The sequence below is a fragment of the Hydrogenophaga sp. NFH-34 genome (assembly GCF_021401345.1).
GTDB lineage: Bacteria > Pseudomonadota > Gammaproteobacteria > Burkholderiales > Burkholderiaceae_C > Hydrogenophaga > Hydrogenophaga electricum.
The window spans coordinates 176,826-193,679 of record NZ_JACBGE010000003.1 but is presented as its reverse complement, the minus strand read 5'-3'; the positions used below and the strand labels follow the sequence as shown (position 1 = coordinate 193,679).

At 65.1% G+C, this 16,854-nt stretch carries 14 protein-coding genes; 8 read left to right on the top strand and 6 right to left on the bottom strand.

The window, feature by feature from the left end:
• Positions 1–96 precede the first annotated feature (96 nt).
• Positions 97–1,956: a feruloyl-CoA synthase gene (locus tag L0977_RS04330; RefSeq protein WP_234263528.1), complete on the bottom strand. Its 1,860-nt coding sequence runs from the start codon at positions 1,954–1,956 to the stop codon at positions 97–99.
• Between the two features lie 70 nt (positions 1,957–2,026).
• The gene (locus L0977_RS04325) at positions 2,027–2,821 is read right to left on the bottom strand and encodes a crotonase/enoyl-CoA hydratase family protein (protein ID WP_234263526.1); all 795 of its coding nucleotides are present in this window, start codon (positions 2,819–2,821) and stop codon (positions 2,027–2,029) included.
• A 109-nt stretch (positions 2,822–2,930) separates the two neighbouring features.
• Between L0977_RS04325 and L0977_RS04320 the strand changes: the two genes are divergently transcribed.
• Both L0977_RS04320 and L0977_RS04315 read left to right on the top strand, forming a co-directional pair.
• Positions 2,931–3,800 carry an amidohydrolase family protein gene (locus L0977_RS04320; protein ID WP_234263524.1) on the top strand — a complete coding sequence of 290 codons (870 nt, stop codon included), beginning with the start codon at positions 2,931–2,933 and terminating at the stop codon, positions 3,798–3,800.
• Between the two features lie 603 nt (positions 3,801–4,403).
• Positions 4,404–5,366, top strand: a complete 963-nt coding sequence (locus L0977_RS04315; protein ID WP_234263522.1) for a TRAP transporter substrate-binding protein — start codon at positions 4,404–4,406, stop codon at positions 5,364–5,366.
• Positions 5,367–5,562: 196 nt separating this feature from the next.
• Here the strand turns inward: L0977_RS04315 and L0977_RS04310 are convergent, their stop codons facing one another.
• The 3 genes from L0977_RS04310 to L0977_RS25395 all read right to left on the bottom strand — a co-directional run bounded on the left by L0977_RS04310 (position 5,563) and on the right by L0977_RS25395 (position 9,606).
• On the bottom strand, positions 5,563–7,185 hold the full coding sequence (locus L0977_RS04310; protein WP_234263520.1) for a GMC family oxidoreductase: 1,623 nt from the start codon (positions 7,183–7,185) through the stop codon (positions 5,563–5,565).
• Positions 7,186–7,194: 9 nt separating this feature from the next.
• Entirely contained in the window at positions 7,195–8,694 is a 1,500-nt protein-coding gene (locus L0977_RS04305; protein WP_234263518.1) for an aldehyde dehydrogenase family protein, read from the bottom strand.
• 177 nt (positions 8,695–8,871) lie between these two features.
• The gene (locus tag L0977_RS25395) at positions 8,872–9,606 is read right to left on the bottom strand and encodes a FadR/GntR family transcriptional regulator (protein ID WP_326491046.1); all 735 of its coding nucleotides are present in this window, start codon (positions 9,604–9,606) and stop codon (positions 8,872–8,874) included.
• 134 nt (positions 9,607–9,740) lie between these two features.
• Between L0977_RS25395 and L0977_RS04290 the strand changes: the two genes are divergently transcribed.
• The gene (locus L0977_RS04290) at positions 9,741–10,475 is read left to right on the top strand and encodes a FadR/GntR family transcriptional regulator (RefSeq protein WP_234263516.1); all 735 of its coding nucleotides are present in this window, start codon (positions 9,741–9,743) and stop codon (positions 10,473–10,475) included.
• A gap of 6 nt (positions 10,476–10,481) precedes the next feature.
• Here the strand turns inward: L0977_RS04290 and L0977_RS04285 are convergent, their stop codons facing one another.
• On the bottom strand, positions 10,482–11,435 hold the full coding sequence (locus L0977_RS04285) for a PDR/VanB family oxidoreductase (RefSeq protein WP_234263514.1): 954 nt from the start codon (positions 11,433–11,435) through the stop codon (positions 10,482–10,484).
• 131 nt (positions 11,436–11,566) lie between these two features.
• Between L0977_RS04285 and L0977_RS04280 the strand changes: the two genes are divergently transcribed.
• From L0977_RS04280 to L0977_RS04260, 5 genes are read left to right on the top strand one after another with little or no spacing between them, the layout of a single operon-like run.
• On the top strand, positions 11,567–12,886 hold the full coding sequence (locus L0977_RS04280) for a Rieske 2Fe-2S domain-containing protein (protein ID WP_234263512.1): 1,320 nt from the start codon (positions 11,567–11,569) through the stop codon (positions 12,884–12,886).
• A gap of 49 nt (positions 12,887–12,935) precedes the next feature.
• On the top strand, positions 12,936–13,904 hold the full coding sequence (locus L0977_RS04275) for a Bug family tripartite tricarboxylate transporter substrate binding protein (RefSeq protein WP_234263510.1): 969 nt from the start codon (positions 12,936–12,938) through the stop codon (positions 13,902–13,904).
• Positions 13,905–13,939: 35 nt separating this feature from the next.
• Positions 13,940–15,217 (top strand): CaiB/BaiF CoA transferase family protein, encoded by a 1,278-nt coding sequence (locus L0977_RS04270; RefSeq protein WP_234263508.1) that lies wholly within the window; start codon positions 13,940–13,942, stop codon positions 15,215–15,217.
• On the top strand, positions 15,214–16,395 hold the full coding sequence (locus L0977_RS04265) for a thiolase C-terminal domain-containing protein (RefSeq protein WP_234263506.1): 1,182 nt from the start codon (positions 15,214–15,216) through the stop codon (positions 16,393–16,395). The genes L0977_RS04270 and L0977_RS04265 overlap by 4 nt, the downstream gene beginning before the upstream one ends.
• A complete protein-coding gene (locus L0977_RS04260; protein ID WP_234263505.1) occupies positions 16,392–16,853 on the top strand; it encodes a Zn-ribbon domain-containing OB-fold protein in 462 nt (153 codons plus the stop codon). The genes L0977_RS04265 and L0977_RS04260 overlap by 4 nt, the downstream gene beginning before the upstream one ends.
• The last annotated feature ends 1 nt before the right edge of the window (position 16,854 follow it).

The window sequence follows — 16,854 nt, the reverse complement described above, 5'->3', positions numbered from 1 at the left end:
CCCGTTCGTATCGCTTTGCCGTGTCCGCCGCGTGCAGAGGCCTGGCGCCGCCGGCCTGTCGGCATGGCTGTGGAGGCCGTGCCGGTGATGGCGGGGTCAGATGTTCGGTTTGAGGATGTAGTGCAACTCGTCAGCGTGCAGCTTGGCCACGGTGTCGGCCCGGTGGCTGAGCACCGAACGCTGGTTGATCGAGCCCTTGTCGGTGATCTCGCCGCGGTCGATGGTGGGGGGATCGGCCAGCAGGCACAGGCGCGCAATGCGGTTGGCGCTGCCGGTGGCGGAGCGGGCCAGTTCGTTGACCACGGTCTGGAAATGGGCCAGCACACCCGGCGCGTCGAGCACGTCGTGCAGCGAGGCATCGGCCGGCAGGCCGCTGAGCTGGCGCACGGCGGCCGTGGGGAAGACCATGGCGCCGACTTCTTTCATGTTCAGGCCGGTCAGCACCACGTCCTGCACATAGGGCGCGCCGGCCGCGATGATCTTCGCGCGCAGCGGACCCACGCTCACGAAGGTGCCGGTGGCGAGTTTGAAGTCTTCGGCAATGCGACCGTCGAATTTCAGGCCCTGGTGCACGTCGGTCTCGTCGATCCACTTGACGGCATCGCCGGTCTTGAAGAAGCCTTCTTCGTCGAAGGCTTCGGCGGTTTCGGCCGGCATGCGCCAGTATCCCGGGGTGATGTTGGGACCGCGGTAACGCACTTCGGTCTTGCCGTCGATGTCCACCAGCTTGAGGTCCAGGCCCGGCGTGGGCAGGCCCAGGTCGCCGGCCTTCACGTTCGGGTTGGTCACGAAGATGCCGAACGGGCCCGATTCCGTCATGCCCAGGCCGGTGCTCATCACGATGCGCTCGCCGATTTCGCGCTCCTGGCTTTCGAAGAGGCTGTCCCACACGGGCTGGGCCAGGGCGGCGCCCGCATAGAAGAACATCTGCACCCGCGACAGCAGCGTCTTGCGCAGCAGGTCGTCGGTCTTCATGGCGTTGGCAATGGCTTCGAACCCGGTGGGCACATTGAAGTACACCGTGGGCGCGATCTCGCGCAGGTTGCGCAGGGTTTCCCCGATCAGGGCCGGCGTCGGCTTGCCGTCGTCGATGTACATGGAGCCACCGTGGTAGATCACCATGCCGAAGTTGTGGTTGCCGCCGAAGGTGTGGTTCCAGGGCAGCCAGTCGACCAGCACCAGGTTGCCTTCGCCCAGGACGGGCATTGACTGCGTCATTTGCTGCTGGTTGGCGCACCACATGCGCTGGGTGTTGATCACCGCCTTGGGCATCTTGGTCGAGCCGGAGGTGAACAGGAATTTGGTGATGGTGTCCGGGCCGGTGGCGGCCATTGCTGCGTCGACGGCGTCGGTCGGCTCGGTCTCGAGCAGCGCGGCGAACGAGGTGGTGGCCCGACCAGGCACCGTGCCTTCGGTGGCGACCAGTTCGACGTCGCTGTCCAGCGTGGCGAGCATGGCCCGGCTGTAACGGTTGGCGTCGCTGGCGAAGACCAGGCCCGGGGTCAGCGTCTTGACCACGTGGCGGAGCTTGTCGAAGTCCTGGCTGATGAGCGAATAGGCCGGCGACGTCGGGCAGTAGGGGATGCCGGCGTACACGCAGCCCAGCGCCAGCAAGGCATGTTCGAGGTCGTTCTCGCTGAGGATGAGCACTGGGCGCTCGACCGACAGACCCCGGTCGATCAGACCCTGACCGATACGGCGCGCGGCGTCCAGCGCCTGCGCGAAGCTGATGTGTTTCCAGTCACCGCTGCTGCCATCGGCCTGCTTCACGCGGCGCGCGAACAGCGTGCGCCCGGGTTCGGTGCGGGCCCAGTGGACGAGGCGGTCGGTGATGCGCTCGGGAAAGGCGTCGAGCGCCTGGTCGGCGCGCAGATAGTGGACGCCGGGGCTGCCGTCGCGCAGGGTGGCGCGCGTGACGCCGAACTTCAGAGGGCGGTATTTCGCTGTCGTGCTCATGTCTCTCTCGGGTCAACGGGTGTCGGGCGCTGCCGGTCTGCCGCCGGCTTGGCTCGTGGATACAGAAAGATCAGTCCTTGCTGACCTTGGCCGCCTTGCCTTCCAGGAAAGCGCGCACGCGGGCCTTGGCTTCGGGGGCCGACTGGGCGATCGCGGCCATCATGGCTTCGGTCAGGAAGCCGTGGTCGGCCGGCTGTTCGGCGATGCGGGGCAGGGCGTGCATGAGCGCGAAGTTGGTCATGCGGGCGTTGCCGGCGATGCGGGTGGCCAGGTCGATGGCCTTGTCCAGCGACGTGCCTTGCGGCACCACGTACTGCGACAGGCCGATGCGCTCGCCGTCCACCGCGTTGTAGACGCGGCCGGTCAGCATCATGTCGGTCATGCGGGCGGCGCCGATCAGCTTGGGCACGCGCACCGCGCCGCCGCCACCGACGAAGATGCCGCGCGTGCCTTCGGGCAGCGCGTAGAAAGTGCTGTCGTCGGCCACACGGATGTGGCAGGCGCTGGCCAGCTCCAGGCCGCCGCCGACCACCGCGCCGTGCAGGGCCGCGATCACCGGAACGTTGCCTTTTTCCACGCAGTCCAGCGCGGCGTGCCACATGCGCGAGTGGAAGACGCCTTCGCTGGCGTCGCGTTCGCTGAGTTCGGACAGGTCAAGCCCCGCGCTGAAGTGATCGCCTTCGCCGTGGATCACGGCGGCGCGCACGCTGGCGGGCAGGTTCTGGAACACGTCGCGCAGCGACAGGATCAGGCCATCGTTGAGCGCATTGCGCTTGGCCGCGCGGTTGAGCGTGACGATGGCGATTTCCGATTGTTCGCCATGCAGGCGCAGGCGCAGGTCCGGGTTGGAAGGGGTCATGGTCATCAGGGAATGCGGGCTTGTTGGGTGAGGGGATTATTGTTATAAACAATAACCAAATCAAGCAAAGCAGGCACCGATTGCATCGGTGTTTACCCTAGTCCCGGAGACCCCCATGGATCACCAGAACCTGATCGCCATCGACATTCATACCCACGCTGAAGTGAGCTGCTGGAACCCGTTCGACAACTACGGGGAGGAGTACGACCGCGCGGCCGACAAGTACTTCGGCAGCAACCGCCGACCGACCATCGCCGAGACCATCGCCTACTACCGCGAACGCAAGATCGGGCTCGTGATGTTTACCGTCGACAGCGAGTCCAAGCTGGGTCGCCGTCGCATCCCCAACGAGGAGATTGCCCAGGCGGCGCGCGAGAACAGCGACATGATGATGGCCTTCGCCAGCATCGACCCGCACAAGGGGAAAATGGGCGCACGCGAGGCTGAGCGCCTGATCCAGGAAGAAGGCATCAAGGGCTTCAAGTTCCATCCGACGGTGCAGGGCTACCACCCCTACGACAAGATGGCCTGGCCGATCTACGAAGTGATCAATGCGCACAAGCTGCCGGCCATCTTCCACACCGGCCACAGCGGCATCGGTTCGGGCATGCGCTGCGGCGGCGGCCTGCGGCTGGAATACAGCAACCCCATCCACCTGGACGACGTGGCGATCGACTTCCCCGACATGCAGATCGTGATGGCGCACCCCAGCTTCCCGTGGCAAGACGAGGCGCTGTCGGTGGCCACGCACAAGCCCAACGTGTGGATCGACCTCAGCGGCTGGAGCCCGAAGTATTTCCCCAAGCAACTCGTGCAGTACGCCAACACCCTGCTCAAGGACCGCGTGCTGTTCGGCAGCGACTATCCGCTGATCACGCCCGAGCGCTGGATGAAGGACTTCGAAGTGGCCGGCTTCAAACCCGAAGTGATGCCCGGCATCCTCAAGGGCAACGCGGTGCGGCTGCTGGGGCTGGACAAGGGTTGATTCCCGGAGTCGGCTGATCCGCGGCCGTCGCGGCCGTCGCGGCCGTCGCGGCCGTCGCGGCCGTCGCGGCCGTCGCGGCAGGGCGCGCAGTGGGGCCGACCGCTGGCCAACGCCGGCCCGGCTCATTGCGGCTCCGGCTGGCAGGTGGCTTGGACCAAGCGGTTTGTGCATTCCCGGATGCTGCATGCATGCCACGGGCGGTGGGCGCCTGCGCGCTTGAACGTCGCTGTAACAACAGCCGCGAGGCAGGAGATGGGGGGATGTCGAGGGCTTTGGTTCGGGTCGACCTGAAGCTGTGCACTGCCAAGGGTTGTGCACTTCAGGCGCAAGCAACCAGCGGATGGACGGTGGGGTATGCGGGGCTTCCGAGGGTTTACCCCGGGAGGGTGCTTTATTGGCTATTCCTATAATTGGTAGAACCAATAGACCCGGGCCAGAAAGCCAATCGATCAACGATCTGGCAGGGGTGGCCCGAGGAACGGCTTCTCTCAACCCCATCGATTCCTATTTGGAGACTGTCCCATGATGCAACGAAGAACGATCCTGCAGGCCGGTGCCCTCAGCCTGGGAGCACCTGCGCTGACAGGGTTTGCCCAGCCGCGTTTGAAGCTCCGTTTTCACACCTTTCTGCCGCAGCAGTCGACGGGCTGGCGCAATATCGTTCAGCCATGGATCGAACGGGTGGAAAAGGAGTCGGGCGACGCCATCAAGTTCGAGGCCTATCCGGCAATGCAGATGGGCGGAACACCCGCGCAGCTCTTCGACCAGGCTCGGGACGGGGTGGTCGACGTGGCGTGGACATTGCCGGGCAACACACCGGGGCGTTTCCCCCGCATCGAGGTCTTCGAGCTGCCGTTCATGATGAACAACGCGGAACGCACATCGCGGGCGCTCTGGGAGTACATGGAGAAAGAAGCGACCACGGAATTCCGCGAGGTTCAGGCGTTGGCCTTTCACGTGCACAGCCCCGGCGTCATTCACATGCGCAACAAACTGATCAAGCGCCCCGAAGACTTCGCGGGTTCCAAGGTGCGCGGTGCCACCCGACTCGTGACCAAGCTGTTGAGCAATCTGGGGGCCACCCCGGTCGGCATGCCGCTGCCCGCGATTCCGGATGCGCTGAGCAAGGGCGTGATCGATGGCGCGGTGATTCCCTGGGATGCCGCGTACCCGATCAAGGCGCACGAGCTTGCGCCGTTCCACTCCGAATTCGCGCCTGGCGTGAACTCGCTCTACACGGCCGCCTTTGTGTTGGCGATGAACAAGCGGAAGTACCAAGAGATGCCGGACGATCTGCGCAAGGTGATCGACCGGTGCTCGGGCCTGGAGCAGTCCGGTCGCATGGGCGCCGGAACCTTGCTCGGCGATCCGGTGGGCAAGAAGGCGGCTCAGGACCGGGGCAATACCATCCACCAGATCGATGGTGCAGACGCGCAGCAGTTCTATCGCAAGACGGCGCCGGTGGAAGTCGAGTGGATTCAGGAGATGGAAAAGCGCGGGCTGGATGGTCGTTCGCTGGTGCAGAGTGCGCGCCGCCTGATCGAAAAGCAGGGCGTCAAGTCCTGAAGCAGCAGGGCATGGCGCGCGAGCGCGTCATGCCTTTGGCGAGCCCCGGGGTATCGACAAGATCCCCGGGGCTTTCGTTTGGGCGTTGAGAGGCTTCGCACCGGAGGCATGGGCAGGCCGGTGCATGGCCGCCCCGAATCGACAGTCGCCGGCCCCACCGTGGGTTGGCAACCGGGGGCGGGGGTGAAGCAGGGGGTCAGGCGGATCGCATGAAGTCGGCCGCGCGCTCGCCGATCATCATTGAAGGTGCTGCGGTATTGCCCCCCACGATGTTCGGCATGATGGAGGCATCGGCCACTCGCAGGCCCTGGAGGCCGTGCACTTTCAATGTGGCATCGACCACCGCCATCGGATCGCTTGCGGGGCCCATCTTGCAAGTGCCGACAGGGTGGTAGATGGTGGATACCGAGTTGCGGATATAGGCTTCGAGGGCTTCGTCGGAGAGGGCAGCATCGCCAGGGGTCAGTTCCTGGCCGATATACCCGGCGATGGCGGGCATGCCGAGAATGCGTCGCGCCTCGCGCATTCCTTTGATCAGGGTGGCCACGTCGCGCGGATCTTCGAGGAACGCCGGCTCGATGAGGGGCTTCTCGTTGGGGAGGGCCGATTGCAGGCGAACCTGCCCGCGTGTGGATGGCCGCAGGAGACTGACGTGGCACATGAATCCGTGGCGACGCGGCAATGTGCGGGCGCTCTCCTTGAGGCCCACCATGAGCGTGTACTGGATGTCGGGTTCGGCCAGGCCCTCGTCGGTGCGGATGAACCCCCCGGCTTCCGCGGCATTGGACGCCAGCATGCCCTTGCCGCCGAGCAGATAGCGCCAAGGCGCGGCGATGGCACGGGGAGCGGTGCGCCACGTCAATGCATAGGACTCGGCGGAGGGGTTGGTCAGCGCGATGGAAGCGCTGGGGTGGTCCTGGAGATTGCGGCCGACGCCCGGAAGGTCGTGCACGACGGGAATGCCATGCTGCGCCAGGGCGGGTGCATCGCCGACGCCCGATAGCATGAGCAGTTGTGGTGAATTGATCGCTCCGCCGGAAAGCACGACCTCTTCGCTGGCACGCAGATCGAGCGTCTGCCCGTGGCGGTGGATGGAGACACCCACGGCACGGTTGCCGACGAAGAGCACACGGTGTGCGGTCGACTGGTCGAAGACATGAAGATTGGGGCGCGACAATGCAGGGTGCAAGAACGCCCGTGAACTGCTGAGGCGGACGGAGTTCCGCTGGTTGAGCTCGAAGAGGCCGAAGCCATCTTGGATCGCACCATTGAAGTCGTCGTTGCGAGCGTGCCCGGCTTCGCAGGCGGCTTCGACAAAAGCGTGCGAGAGGCGGTGGGGGTCTTTCAGCGGTTGCACATCGAGTTCACCCCCCCGAGCGTGCCATGGGGATGCACCCTGAGACCGGTTTTCGTGCCGGAGAAAGTAGGGCAGCACGTCGTCAAAGCCCCAGCCGTCGTTGCCTTCGGCGAGCCAGCGGTCGTAGTCGTTGCGGTGGCCGCGGATGTAGACGGTGCCGTTCACCGACGTGCAGCCGCCAAACAGCTTGCCCCGCGGGCAGGGAATTTGTCGGTGGCCGACACCGGCCCCGCCTTGAAAACTGTACTGCCAGTTGTACCTGGCGTGGGGCAACAGGAAGACGTTGCCAATCGGGATGGCGGTCTTCCAGTTCAGAGGAAATCGCCGGTCCGACGGACCCGCTTCGATCAGCGCAACGCGGACCTGCGGGTCCTGAGACAGGCGGTTGGCGAGCACACAGCCGGCTGCGCCGGCGCCCACCACGATGTAGTCGAATGAGAGAGATTGCTGGGTCATGCGCATGCCACGGGATCAACCCCGGCCCTTGAACCAAACCGCCTTGGTCTGGAGAAACTCCTCGATGTGCTCCGTACCGGACTCCCGGCCATAGCCACTCATCTTGTAGCCGCCGAACGGAACGGCCGGATCCATGGGACCGTAGCAATTGACCCAGACGGAGCCGCTGCGCAGACCGCGGGTGACTTGCTGCACCTTGTTCGTGTCGCGCGTCCACACCCCCGCGCCGAGGCCATAGGGCGTGTTGTTGCCGCGCTCGATGGCCTCTTCGGTGGTGTCGAAAGGAAGCACCGAGATCACGGGACCGAAAATTTCCTCTGCCGCGATCTTCATCTCGTCTCGCACGTCTGCGAAGACAGTGGGTGCCACGAAGTACCCCCGTTCCAGGCCGGCCCCCTGGAGCCGTTCGCCGCCCGCATGGGCGGTGGCGCCTTCCGAGCGGCCGATCTCCATGTAGCTCACGACACGCGACAGCTGCTCTTCGCTGACCAGCGGACCGAGCTGGGTTTGTGGATCCAGAGGGTTTCCCACGCGCAGACGCTTGGCAAACTGCGCCACGCGCTCGACGAACTCGTCGTGAATCCGGCGTTCGACAAACAGCCGTGTTCCAGCGCTGCAGATCTGCCCCGAATTGGCAAACACCGCCATGGCAGCACCGGGAACGGCGGCATCCAGATCGGCATCGGCGAAGACGATGTTGGGTGACTTGCCACCGAGTTCGAGCGAGACGCGCTTGAGGTTGCCAGCCGATGCACGAACGATGTGCTGGCCCACCTCGGTCGAGCCGGTGAAGGCTACCTTGTCCACACCCGGGTGGGCGGCCAGTGCGGCACCGGCGGCGCCCAGGCCTGGAACGATGTTCACGACGCCGGGCGGAATGCCGGCTTCGAGGCAGAGCTCACCAAACCGCATCGGGGACAGTGGTGCCTGCTCGGCCGGTTTGAGAACCACCGTGCACCCGGTGGCCAGGGCGGGGGCAATCTTCCAGATGGCCATGCCCAGTGGGCCGTTCCACGGGTTGATGGCGGCCACCACCCCGACAGGCTCCTTCAAGGTGTAGGTGAAGATGTCTCCGGGCTGGGAGTTGCCGATGGTCTGCCCGTGAATGGCGGTGGCGAGCCCGGCGTAGTAGCGCAGAAGCCCGATGCCGCGTCGACGGCGTGTCGTGGTGGCGCTGATGGGGGCGCCCATGTCGAGGGAGTCTAGGGTGGCCAGCTCATCGAAATGGCGGTCGAGCAGATCGGCCAGTTTGAGCAGGACCGCCTGGCGGTCAAAGGGGGTGAACCGGCTCCACGGACCTTGTTCAAACGCCTTGCGTGCTGCTGCCACCGCCCGGTCGATGTCTTCGGCACCGGCTTCGGCGACGTGGGCGTTGATGTCGCCGGTGGCGGGGTTGAGGGTGGCGAAGGTGCGGCCCGATAGCGCGGGAACGTGCTGTCCGTCAATGAGCAGGTGCTTGACGGTGCCGTCGAGATACGGATGGGGCAGGAGCGGTGGGTGGGAAGGTTGGGACATGGAACCTCGCAGCAAATGGGGAACGACCAGGCAAACGGCGGCAGTGCCGGCTTGAATTGATTGAACATCAGAAATATCCAATGGTTCTACCATTTTAAAAGAGGTTTGTGCCGGTAAATCGAGGGTTAACCCTTGTGTGGCCCGACCGGCGCGAGCGGGATGTCGGGCGAGTGCGGGTCAGACGGCCTGGCGGCGCGGCTTGCGGCTGACGCGTTTGGCGTGGTCGCGCAGGGCAACGAGGAGCGCGTTCAGCTCTTTGCAGGCGGCATCGGCATCGCGTGCCTGGAAATGCACCATGAAGCGGCATCGGGCCTGGAACAGCTTTTCCGGCGGGTAGCTGATGGTGCCAAGCAGGCGGACCACGGTCTCACCAATGGACGCGACCATCATGGCGAAAGCCCTGTTCTGCGTGGCGGCCGCCAGCAACCTGTAAAACTCCAGGGCGGCATCGAGACGTTTGCCCTCGGAGGCCGCATCGTTGGCATCCTTGGTGCTCTGGACAACGGCGTCGAGTTCGGCGATTTGTTGGGGGGTGGCACGTTCGCAGGCCAGGCGGACCACCGCATCGAGCAGGTGGATGCGCAGTTCCGTCAGATCGTCGAGCGAGACCGATCCCAGTGCGACCAGATCGGTCACGGCCTGGGTGATGCGCAGATTGCTGCCTTCGCGGATGAAGGCGCCGCCTTTGACGCCTCTCGTCAGGCTGAGGACACCAGCGTTTTCGAGGCTGCGAAGCGCCTCCCGCACCGTGTTGCGGCCAACACGCAGTTGCTCCGCCAACTCGCGCTCTGAAGGGAGCTTGTCGCCGGGCCGCAGGCGCCCGCTGGCAATCTGCTCTCGGATGCGTTGTTCCACGGCCTCGAAAGTCCGAACGGGCTGGATGGGTTGAAAGTCGAGCACGTTGGCGTCCACGGAGGGGCTCTGGGTCTGGGTAGAAAAAATCGCCGAGCAGTATGGCATGCAGGCCCGCCTGGACAGGCTGGCGAACATAAAATGCGGGCCGGTTGTGGCAAGTGTGACAAACAGGCATCTGCGGGAGGCGTGCATTGGGTCAGCCAGATTTTGAAGCCATCTCTTCGCTGCGGGCCGCAGACGAGATCGAGGCGCAGATCCGCGATCAGATCGCCCAGGGAAGATTGCGCCCCGGCGACAAGCTGCCTGCCGAGAGGGATCTTTCACAACGCTTCAATGTGAGCCGCAATACCTTGCGCGAGGCTCTCAGGGCGCTGGAACAGGCCAAGCTGATCGAGCTGCGCAAAGGCGCCCATGGCGGGGCCTTTGTCCGGCATGGCGACGCGGCCACGATCGCGAAGAGCATGCGCGATCTGTACCACCTTGGCGCGATCACGCCCAAACAATTGACGGACGCGCGCATCTGGTTGAGCCGGATGATCGTGGGCATCGTCTGCGAAATCGCGAGCGATGAGGACATCGATCAGTTGCAGGCCAATGTGGATGCCACGGCCCGAGCCGATGCGGCTGGCAATTTTGATGAACGGGCGCGACTCAACCGGGAGTTCCATCTGGTGTTGGCCGGACTGACCCGGAACCCGATCATCGAGAGCACGATCCAAGGTGTCATGAGCGTGCTGGCCGAGTTCATCCAGCAGATCGGCCCGAGCGAGAACTCATTCATACTGCCCTCGCGCCGCAGGCTCCTCAAGCACCTGCGGGCGCGGGACGCCGAAGCTGCCACGAAGGAAATGACCAAGGCGCTGGTGCGCCTGCACGATCAGTACCTGGCGCAGTGGACGGCCAGGCAGTCGATGCAGGCGGGCTGAAACGGCTCAGAGATCGAGCACCAGCGAGCTGGAAAGCGCGCCCGAGCAACAGGGGATGATGGCTTCGTTGCTCTGCCTTTCGGCTTCCGTCAGGCATTCGTCCCGATGGTCCGGGGTGCCGGAAATCACGCGCGTGCGGCAGGTTCCGCAGACGCCCTGCGAGCAGGCGTAGGGGATGTCGACGCCGGCATCGAGGATCGCGTCCAGGAGGGTCCTGCCTGCGCTCACCTTCACGGTCTTGCCCGAACGGGCCAGCAAGGCTTCGTAGCCCCCCTCTGTGGAGGCAGCGTGGCGGGCGGCAAAGCGCTCGTAGTGGACGCGTTCGGGTGGACGGTCCTGGGTTGCGGTGATGAAGTCGTCGATGAGGCCGGCGGGTCCGCAGCAATAGAGGTGTGCTTGCGGACCGGATGCGCGCACCACGGCGGCGATGTCCAGGCGCCTGTCCTCGCTGCTGCAGTAGGTGTGCAGGCTGCCGTGGCCGTCGGCGGCCAGTGCCTGCAGGCAATCCCGATAGGCCATGCGGTCGGGGCTGGGGGCGGCGTAGTGGAGCGACCAGCGGTGTCCCAGTCTGTTGAGGCGCCGAGCCATGGCCAGCAAGGGCGTGATACCGATCCCGCCGGCGATCAGGATGGACTCCGGCGCGTGCTCGTTCAGTGCGAAATCGTTGCGCGGGGCCTGGGCTTGCAGCGTCTGTCCCACGCGGGCCTGACTGTGTAACCACGCGGAACCGCCACGGCTCTGGGGTTCGCGCTTGACGGCGATGCGGTAGCAACCGCCGAGCCCCTCATCCAGCAAAGAGTAGCTGCGCTGTAGCGCGCCAGGGAGATGAAGCTCCAGGTGAGCGCCTGCCGGTGCGACCGGCAGCGGGTCCTGCGTGGGGCTGGCCAGCTCAAAGGACAGCACGTCATCAGTCTCCAGCCGGATCTGGCGAATCTGCAGGGTGAAGGTTTCTTGAGGCATGAGTGGAGGCACTGGGTGGGGGTGTCCGGGAAAGCCTGAGCACGTTGCTCGCGCATTCGTGGAAACCACTAGGTCCTGAGGGGTGAAATCGGGTACATTAACTCAATGGTTGAACCATTATAGGAGAGAAAATGCTGAGCCAAGAAGACAACCAGCGAATCACACGGGTGGGGCCTGGTACGGAAATGGGGCAGTTGATGCGCCAGTTCTGGATCCCCTTCCTGTTGTCCCGTGACGTCGCCGAAGACGGCCAGCCGTACCGTGTGCGCCTGCTGGGCGAGGACCTTATTGCGTACCGCGACAGCAGCGGGCGGGTCGGCCTGGTGGACCATGCGTGCCCGCACCGCGGATCGCCGATGGCCTTTGCGCGCAACGAGCAGGACGGTATCCGGTGCGTCTATCACGGATGGAAGTTCGACGTGAGCGGTGCCTGCACCGAGATGCCCGCAGAGCCCGCCAACTCGCCGATGCTGGCGCGCGTGAAGATCAAGGCCTATCCGGTGCAGGAGCGCAATGGTGTGCTCTGGACATACATGGGCGGCGACACCGAAAACCTGCCACCCTTGCCCAACATCGAGTGGAATCTGGTGCCGGAAAACCAGGTGGCCCTGACGATGCGCGTGCAGGAGTGCAACTGGCTGCAGGCGCTTGAAGGCGAGATCGATTCAGCCCATGCCGCCATCCTGCACGGCCGCGTGGATGTGGGTGGCACGATCAATCAATGGAAGCAGGCGCAGGATCTGGCGCCCAGTTTCGAATGCGTGCAACACGCCGCGGGTCTGAGCATCGGTGCCCGCCGCAAGGTGGGGGACGACAAGAACTACGTGCGTGTCAACCAGTTCCTGCTGCCGTTCTGGACGTTCGTGCCGCCCCAGGCCCAATACCCCGATCTTTCGGGGCATGCGTGGGTGCCGATCGACGACCATCACACGCTGTGTCTGATGTTCTCGTACACCCCGGCACAGCCGTTATACGAGAAGACGCGGAAGGTGTTCCGGGAGGGCTATGGCGGGCGCGAAACCGGGCATGCCTCGGAGGCATCGTTCGAAAAGCGTTCGCCCATGGATCCCTATCACACCTACTGGAGCGTGTTCAACCGCGGGAATGCCTACCAGTTCAGCTACCAGTTGCAGGTCGACAAATACAACTCGGGCCTGCCCGGGCTGTGGGTTCAGGACGCTGCATGCCAGTCGGGCGTTGCCACCATCTACGACCGTTCGAAAGAACACCTCGGCCTGAGCGACACCGGCATTGCACGCACGCGCCGGATGCTGCTCGACGCGAGCCGGAAGCTGCTTCACGAAGGCACTCGCCCACCGTCGTCCACCAATCCCGATCTGTTCATGCTGCGCGCGGTGTCGCTGACGATTCCGGCGGGCGCGGACTGGACCCAGGAAGGGGCTGAGCACATGAAGGCCGAAGTCGGCAAGGATTTCGGCTACGCCCCCTGAGCGATGGCGGCCCTCAGCCGCCATCTTCACCACACAAAAGGAGACAACCATGATCAAGAAAACCCTCGTTCGTACCTGGCTGCTCGCGGCCGGGGTTCTGGGCCTGACCGCTTCTGCACTGGCGCAGACCTATCCCGCGCGGCCCATCAAGGTCGTTGTGCCGTATGCCGCTGGGGGTTCGACCGATCAGATGGCGCGCGTGATCCAGCAGCCGTTGAGCGAGATCCTGGGCCAGCCGGTGATCATCGACAACCGCGCCGGCGCCGGTGGCGCCATCGGTACCGAAGCGGTGGTGCGCGCGGAGCCGGATGGCTACACCCTGGTGTTCGGCAACACCGGACCGAATGCCGTGGGGTCGCTGATGCGCAAGCTGCCGTACGACGTTCTGACCGATCTGAAACCGATTTCCACAGTGGCCATCACCCCGATGATGCTGGCTGTGCCCTCGAACACCCCGGCCAACAACGTCAAAGAGTTCCTGGCGCTGGCACGCGCCAATCCCGGCAAGTTCAACTATGGCTCGGTGGGCCCGGGGTCGCTGTCGCACCTCACCGGCGAGTACTTCAACGAACTGGCCGGTGTGCAGTTGCAGCACATTCCCTACAAGGGCGGCGCCCCCATGCTCACCGCCTTTCTGGGTGGCGAGATCCAGGCTGCGTTTGTCACCGGGCTTGACGGTGGTGCGATGCTGGCCACCGGGCGGGTGAAGTACCTGGCCGTGGGAACGGCGCAGCCGACACCCGTGGTAGAGGGCTTGCCCACGGTTGCGAAGGACGTGCCGGGCTTCCAGACCAGTGCATGGTTCGGGCTTCTGGCCCCCAAGGGCACCCCCGATGCCATCGTGGCGCGGCTGAATGCGGCGGTGGCGCAGGCGCTCAGCCGGCCCGATGTCCGCCAGTTCTTTGTGAGCCGGCACGTCGAGCCCAAGGGCAGCACGCCCCAGGAGCTGACGCAGATCATCCGCGCAGAACTCGAGCAGTGGCGACCTATCGTCGTCAAACACAAGATCGAACTGTGACCGCTTCTTTCGGCAACCATCCCGCGCAGCCAACCATGAATCCTGGCATTGAAGCAGACCTGCCCCCGCACCAGCCCCGTCCCGCCAACCGCCCCAAGGCGCTGGAAGGGGTCCGGATTGTCGATTTCACCCACTTCATCGCCGGCCCCTTCGCGACCATGATCCTGGGCGACATGGGGGCGGACGTCATCAAAATCGAGGCACCGGGCAAAGGGGACGATTTTCGGCAGTACCCGCCGGTGGCGCCTGCGCTGGAGGCCGGTGCGCCCTTCGTCTGGAGCAACCGCAACAAGCGCAGCATTGCGCTCGACCTCAAGAGCGAGGCGGGTCTGCGGATTGCCCGCGAACTGGTGGCCGGTGCCGACATCGTGGTCGAGAATTTTTCAACCGGGGTCATGGATCGGTTCGGCCTGGACTACGAGGCGTGCCGGCGCCTCAATCCCCGGCTGATCTACTGCTCCGTCTCGGCGTATGGCCGGACCGGCGCTTTCAAGGACCGGCTGGGCTTCGACCCGGTGGCGCAGGCTGAAAGCGGTTTCGTGTCCATGAACGGTTATGCCGACCGCGAAGGTGTCCGGGCGCTCTCGCCGGTGATGGACATCAGCACCGCCATGATGGCCGCCAACGCGATACTGGGCGCGTTGTACGCCCGGACGCACACGGGCGAAGGACAGGCCATCGAGGTGGCGCTGTTTGACACCGCGGTGCTGATGACCGGGTACGCCACCTTGCAGCACTTGTTCAGCGGTGCCGAACCGCAGCGGCATGGCAACACGAGCCCCGACACCTGCCCCTCGGGGGTATTCAGGGCGCAGGACCGTTCTTTCTACATCAACTGCGGCAACAACAAGATCTTCCAGCGCCTGATGGCGCAGGTCGTGGGGCAGCCCGAGGTGGCGGCCGATCCCCGGTTCGCCTCCGGCAAAGGCCGCACGGCTTGCCGGGACGAGCTGTTCGAACGCTTGCAGGCGGCCTTTGAACAGCAGCCCTGGGTGTACTGGCAACAGCGGATGCGCAGTGCGGGCGTGCCCTGCGGCGAGGTCCGGACCGTGGGCGAGGCGATTCGATCGCCCGAGGCGCGTGAGCGCGAACTGGTCACCCGCATTCCCCATCCCGATCAAGGCTGGCTGCCCAACGTGGCCTCGCCGATCCGGTACAGCGGTACGCCTCTGGCCGACCCGCAGGCCGCGCCCCGGGTGGGTCAGCACACGCACGAGGTGCTGGCCGCGTTGCTGGGCCGAAGCGCGGACGACATCGAGGCGCTGGCCGCCGAAGGTGCTTTCGGTCCCCAGCATCCGGTGGCCGCAGCATGAGCCCTCGGAGTTTGCGGGGGCGGGTGGCGATCGTCGGTATCGGCGAGACGGCGTACTACAAGCATGGCCGCTCACCCGATGCCGAATTCAAGCTGGCGGTGAAGGCGATTCTGGCCGCCTGCGAAGACGCGGGTATCCATCCCAGGGACATCGACGGGTTTGCTTCGTTCAGCGACGACCGCAGCGATGCCACCCGGCTGGCGGCGGCCCTGGGGATCAGGCGGCTGCGGTCGGCCACGATGCAGTGGGGCGGTGGCGGTGGGGGCTGCTGTGCCGCCGTGGCCAACGGTGCGGCCGCGATCGAGTCGGGCATGGCCGAATGTGTGGTGGCCTTCCGTTCGCTGGCCCAGGGGCAATACGGTCGGTTCGGTCGCACGACCGGCATCGAGCAGATATCGGGGGAGCGTGCCTACCTGATGCCCTACGGGGTGCTGGCTCCCCCGCAACGTTTTGCCATGCGCATTCGCCGCTTCATGCACGATCATGGCATCGGGCAGTCGGCGCTGCGTGCCATTGCCATGGCGTCCTACCACCATGCGCAGGCCAACCCGCGCGCGGTGATGCACGGCCGCCCGCTGGACACGAAGACCTATGACGAATCCCGCTGGATCGTCGAACCCTTGCATCTGTACGACTGCTGCATGGAAAACGACGGGGCCGCCGCGGTGGTGATGGTGCAGGCTGAGCGGGCGAGGGATGCGCGGCAGACGCCCGCCTATCTGCTCGGCGCCGCATCCGGGTCCGGCTACCGGGCTGGTGCGCACCCCCACAACGCACCGGACTACGCGAGCGCCAGTTTCAAGACCGTCGCGCCCGACCTGTTTGCGATGGCCCAGGTTGCGCCGTCGGAAGTCGGCGTGGTGCAGAGCTACGAGAACTTCACAGGGGGCGTGCTCATGGCCCTGATCGAGCATGGGCTTTTCGAGGCGGAGGAGGCCAACGAGGTGCTGCAACTCGACAACCTGCTGGCCCCGCATGGCCGCTTGCCGCTGAACACCAGTGGCGGCAACCTGGCGGAGTGCTACATGCACGGTTTTGAGCTCGTGCTGGAAGCCGTGCGCCAAGTCCGGGGAACGTCCACGAGCCAGGCCGTGCGCAACCAGGTGGCGCTGGTGATCGGCGGTCCCATGGTGTCACCGGTCAGCAGCCTGCTGCTGGGCCAGGAGAGTGTGTTGTGAATCCGCAAGCTGAAACCCCGTCCCCTTTCTACCTGCCCGAAGGTTTGCCCATTCCGGTCGCGGAGCCGGACGGCCTGTCGGCCCCGTTCTGGCAGGGTCTGACCGAAGAACGTCTTTTGGTGCAGCGTTGCACGCATTGCGGTACCTGGCAGCATGGGCCTGAATGGTTGTGTCACCGTTGCCACAGCTTCGACCTGGGCTGGAACGAGGTGCCGCCAAAGGGGCGCATCTACAGCTGGGAGCGGGTGTGGCACCCGGCGCACACCGCGCTTCGTGACCACGGTCCCTATCTGGCGGTGCTGGTGGAGTTGCCCCATGTCGGCCATGTGCGCATGGTGGGCAATCTGCTGGGCGATCCCTTGCAGGAGGTGGTGATCGGCGCGCAGGTCGAGGGGGTTTACGAACACCATCGGCAGGCGTTTCCCGTCTACAGCCTGTTGCACTGGAAAGCGGCCTGAC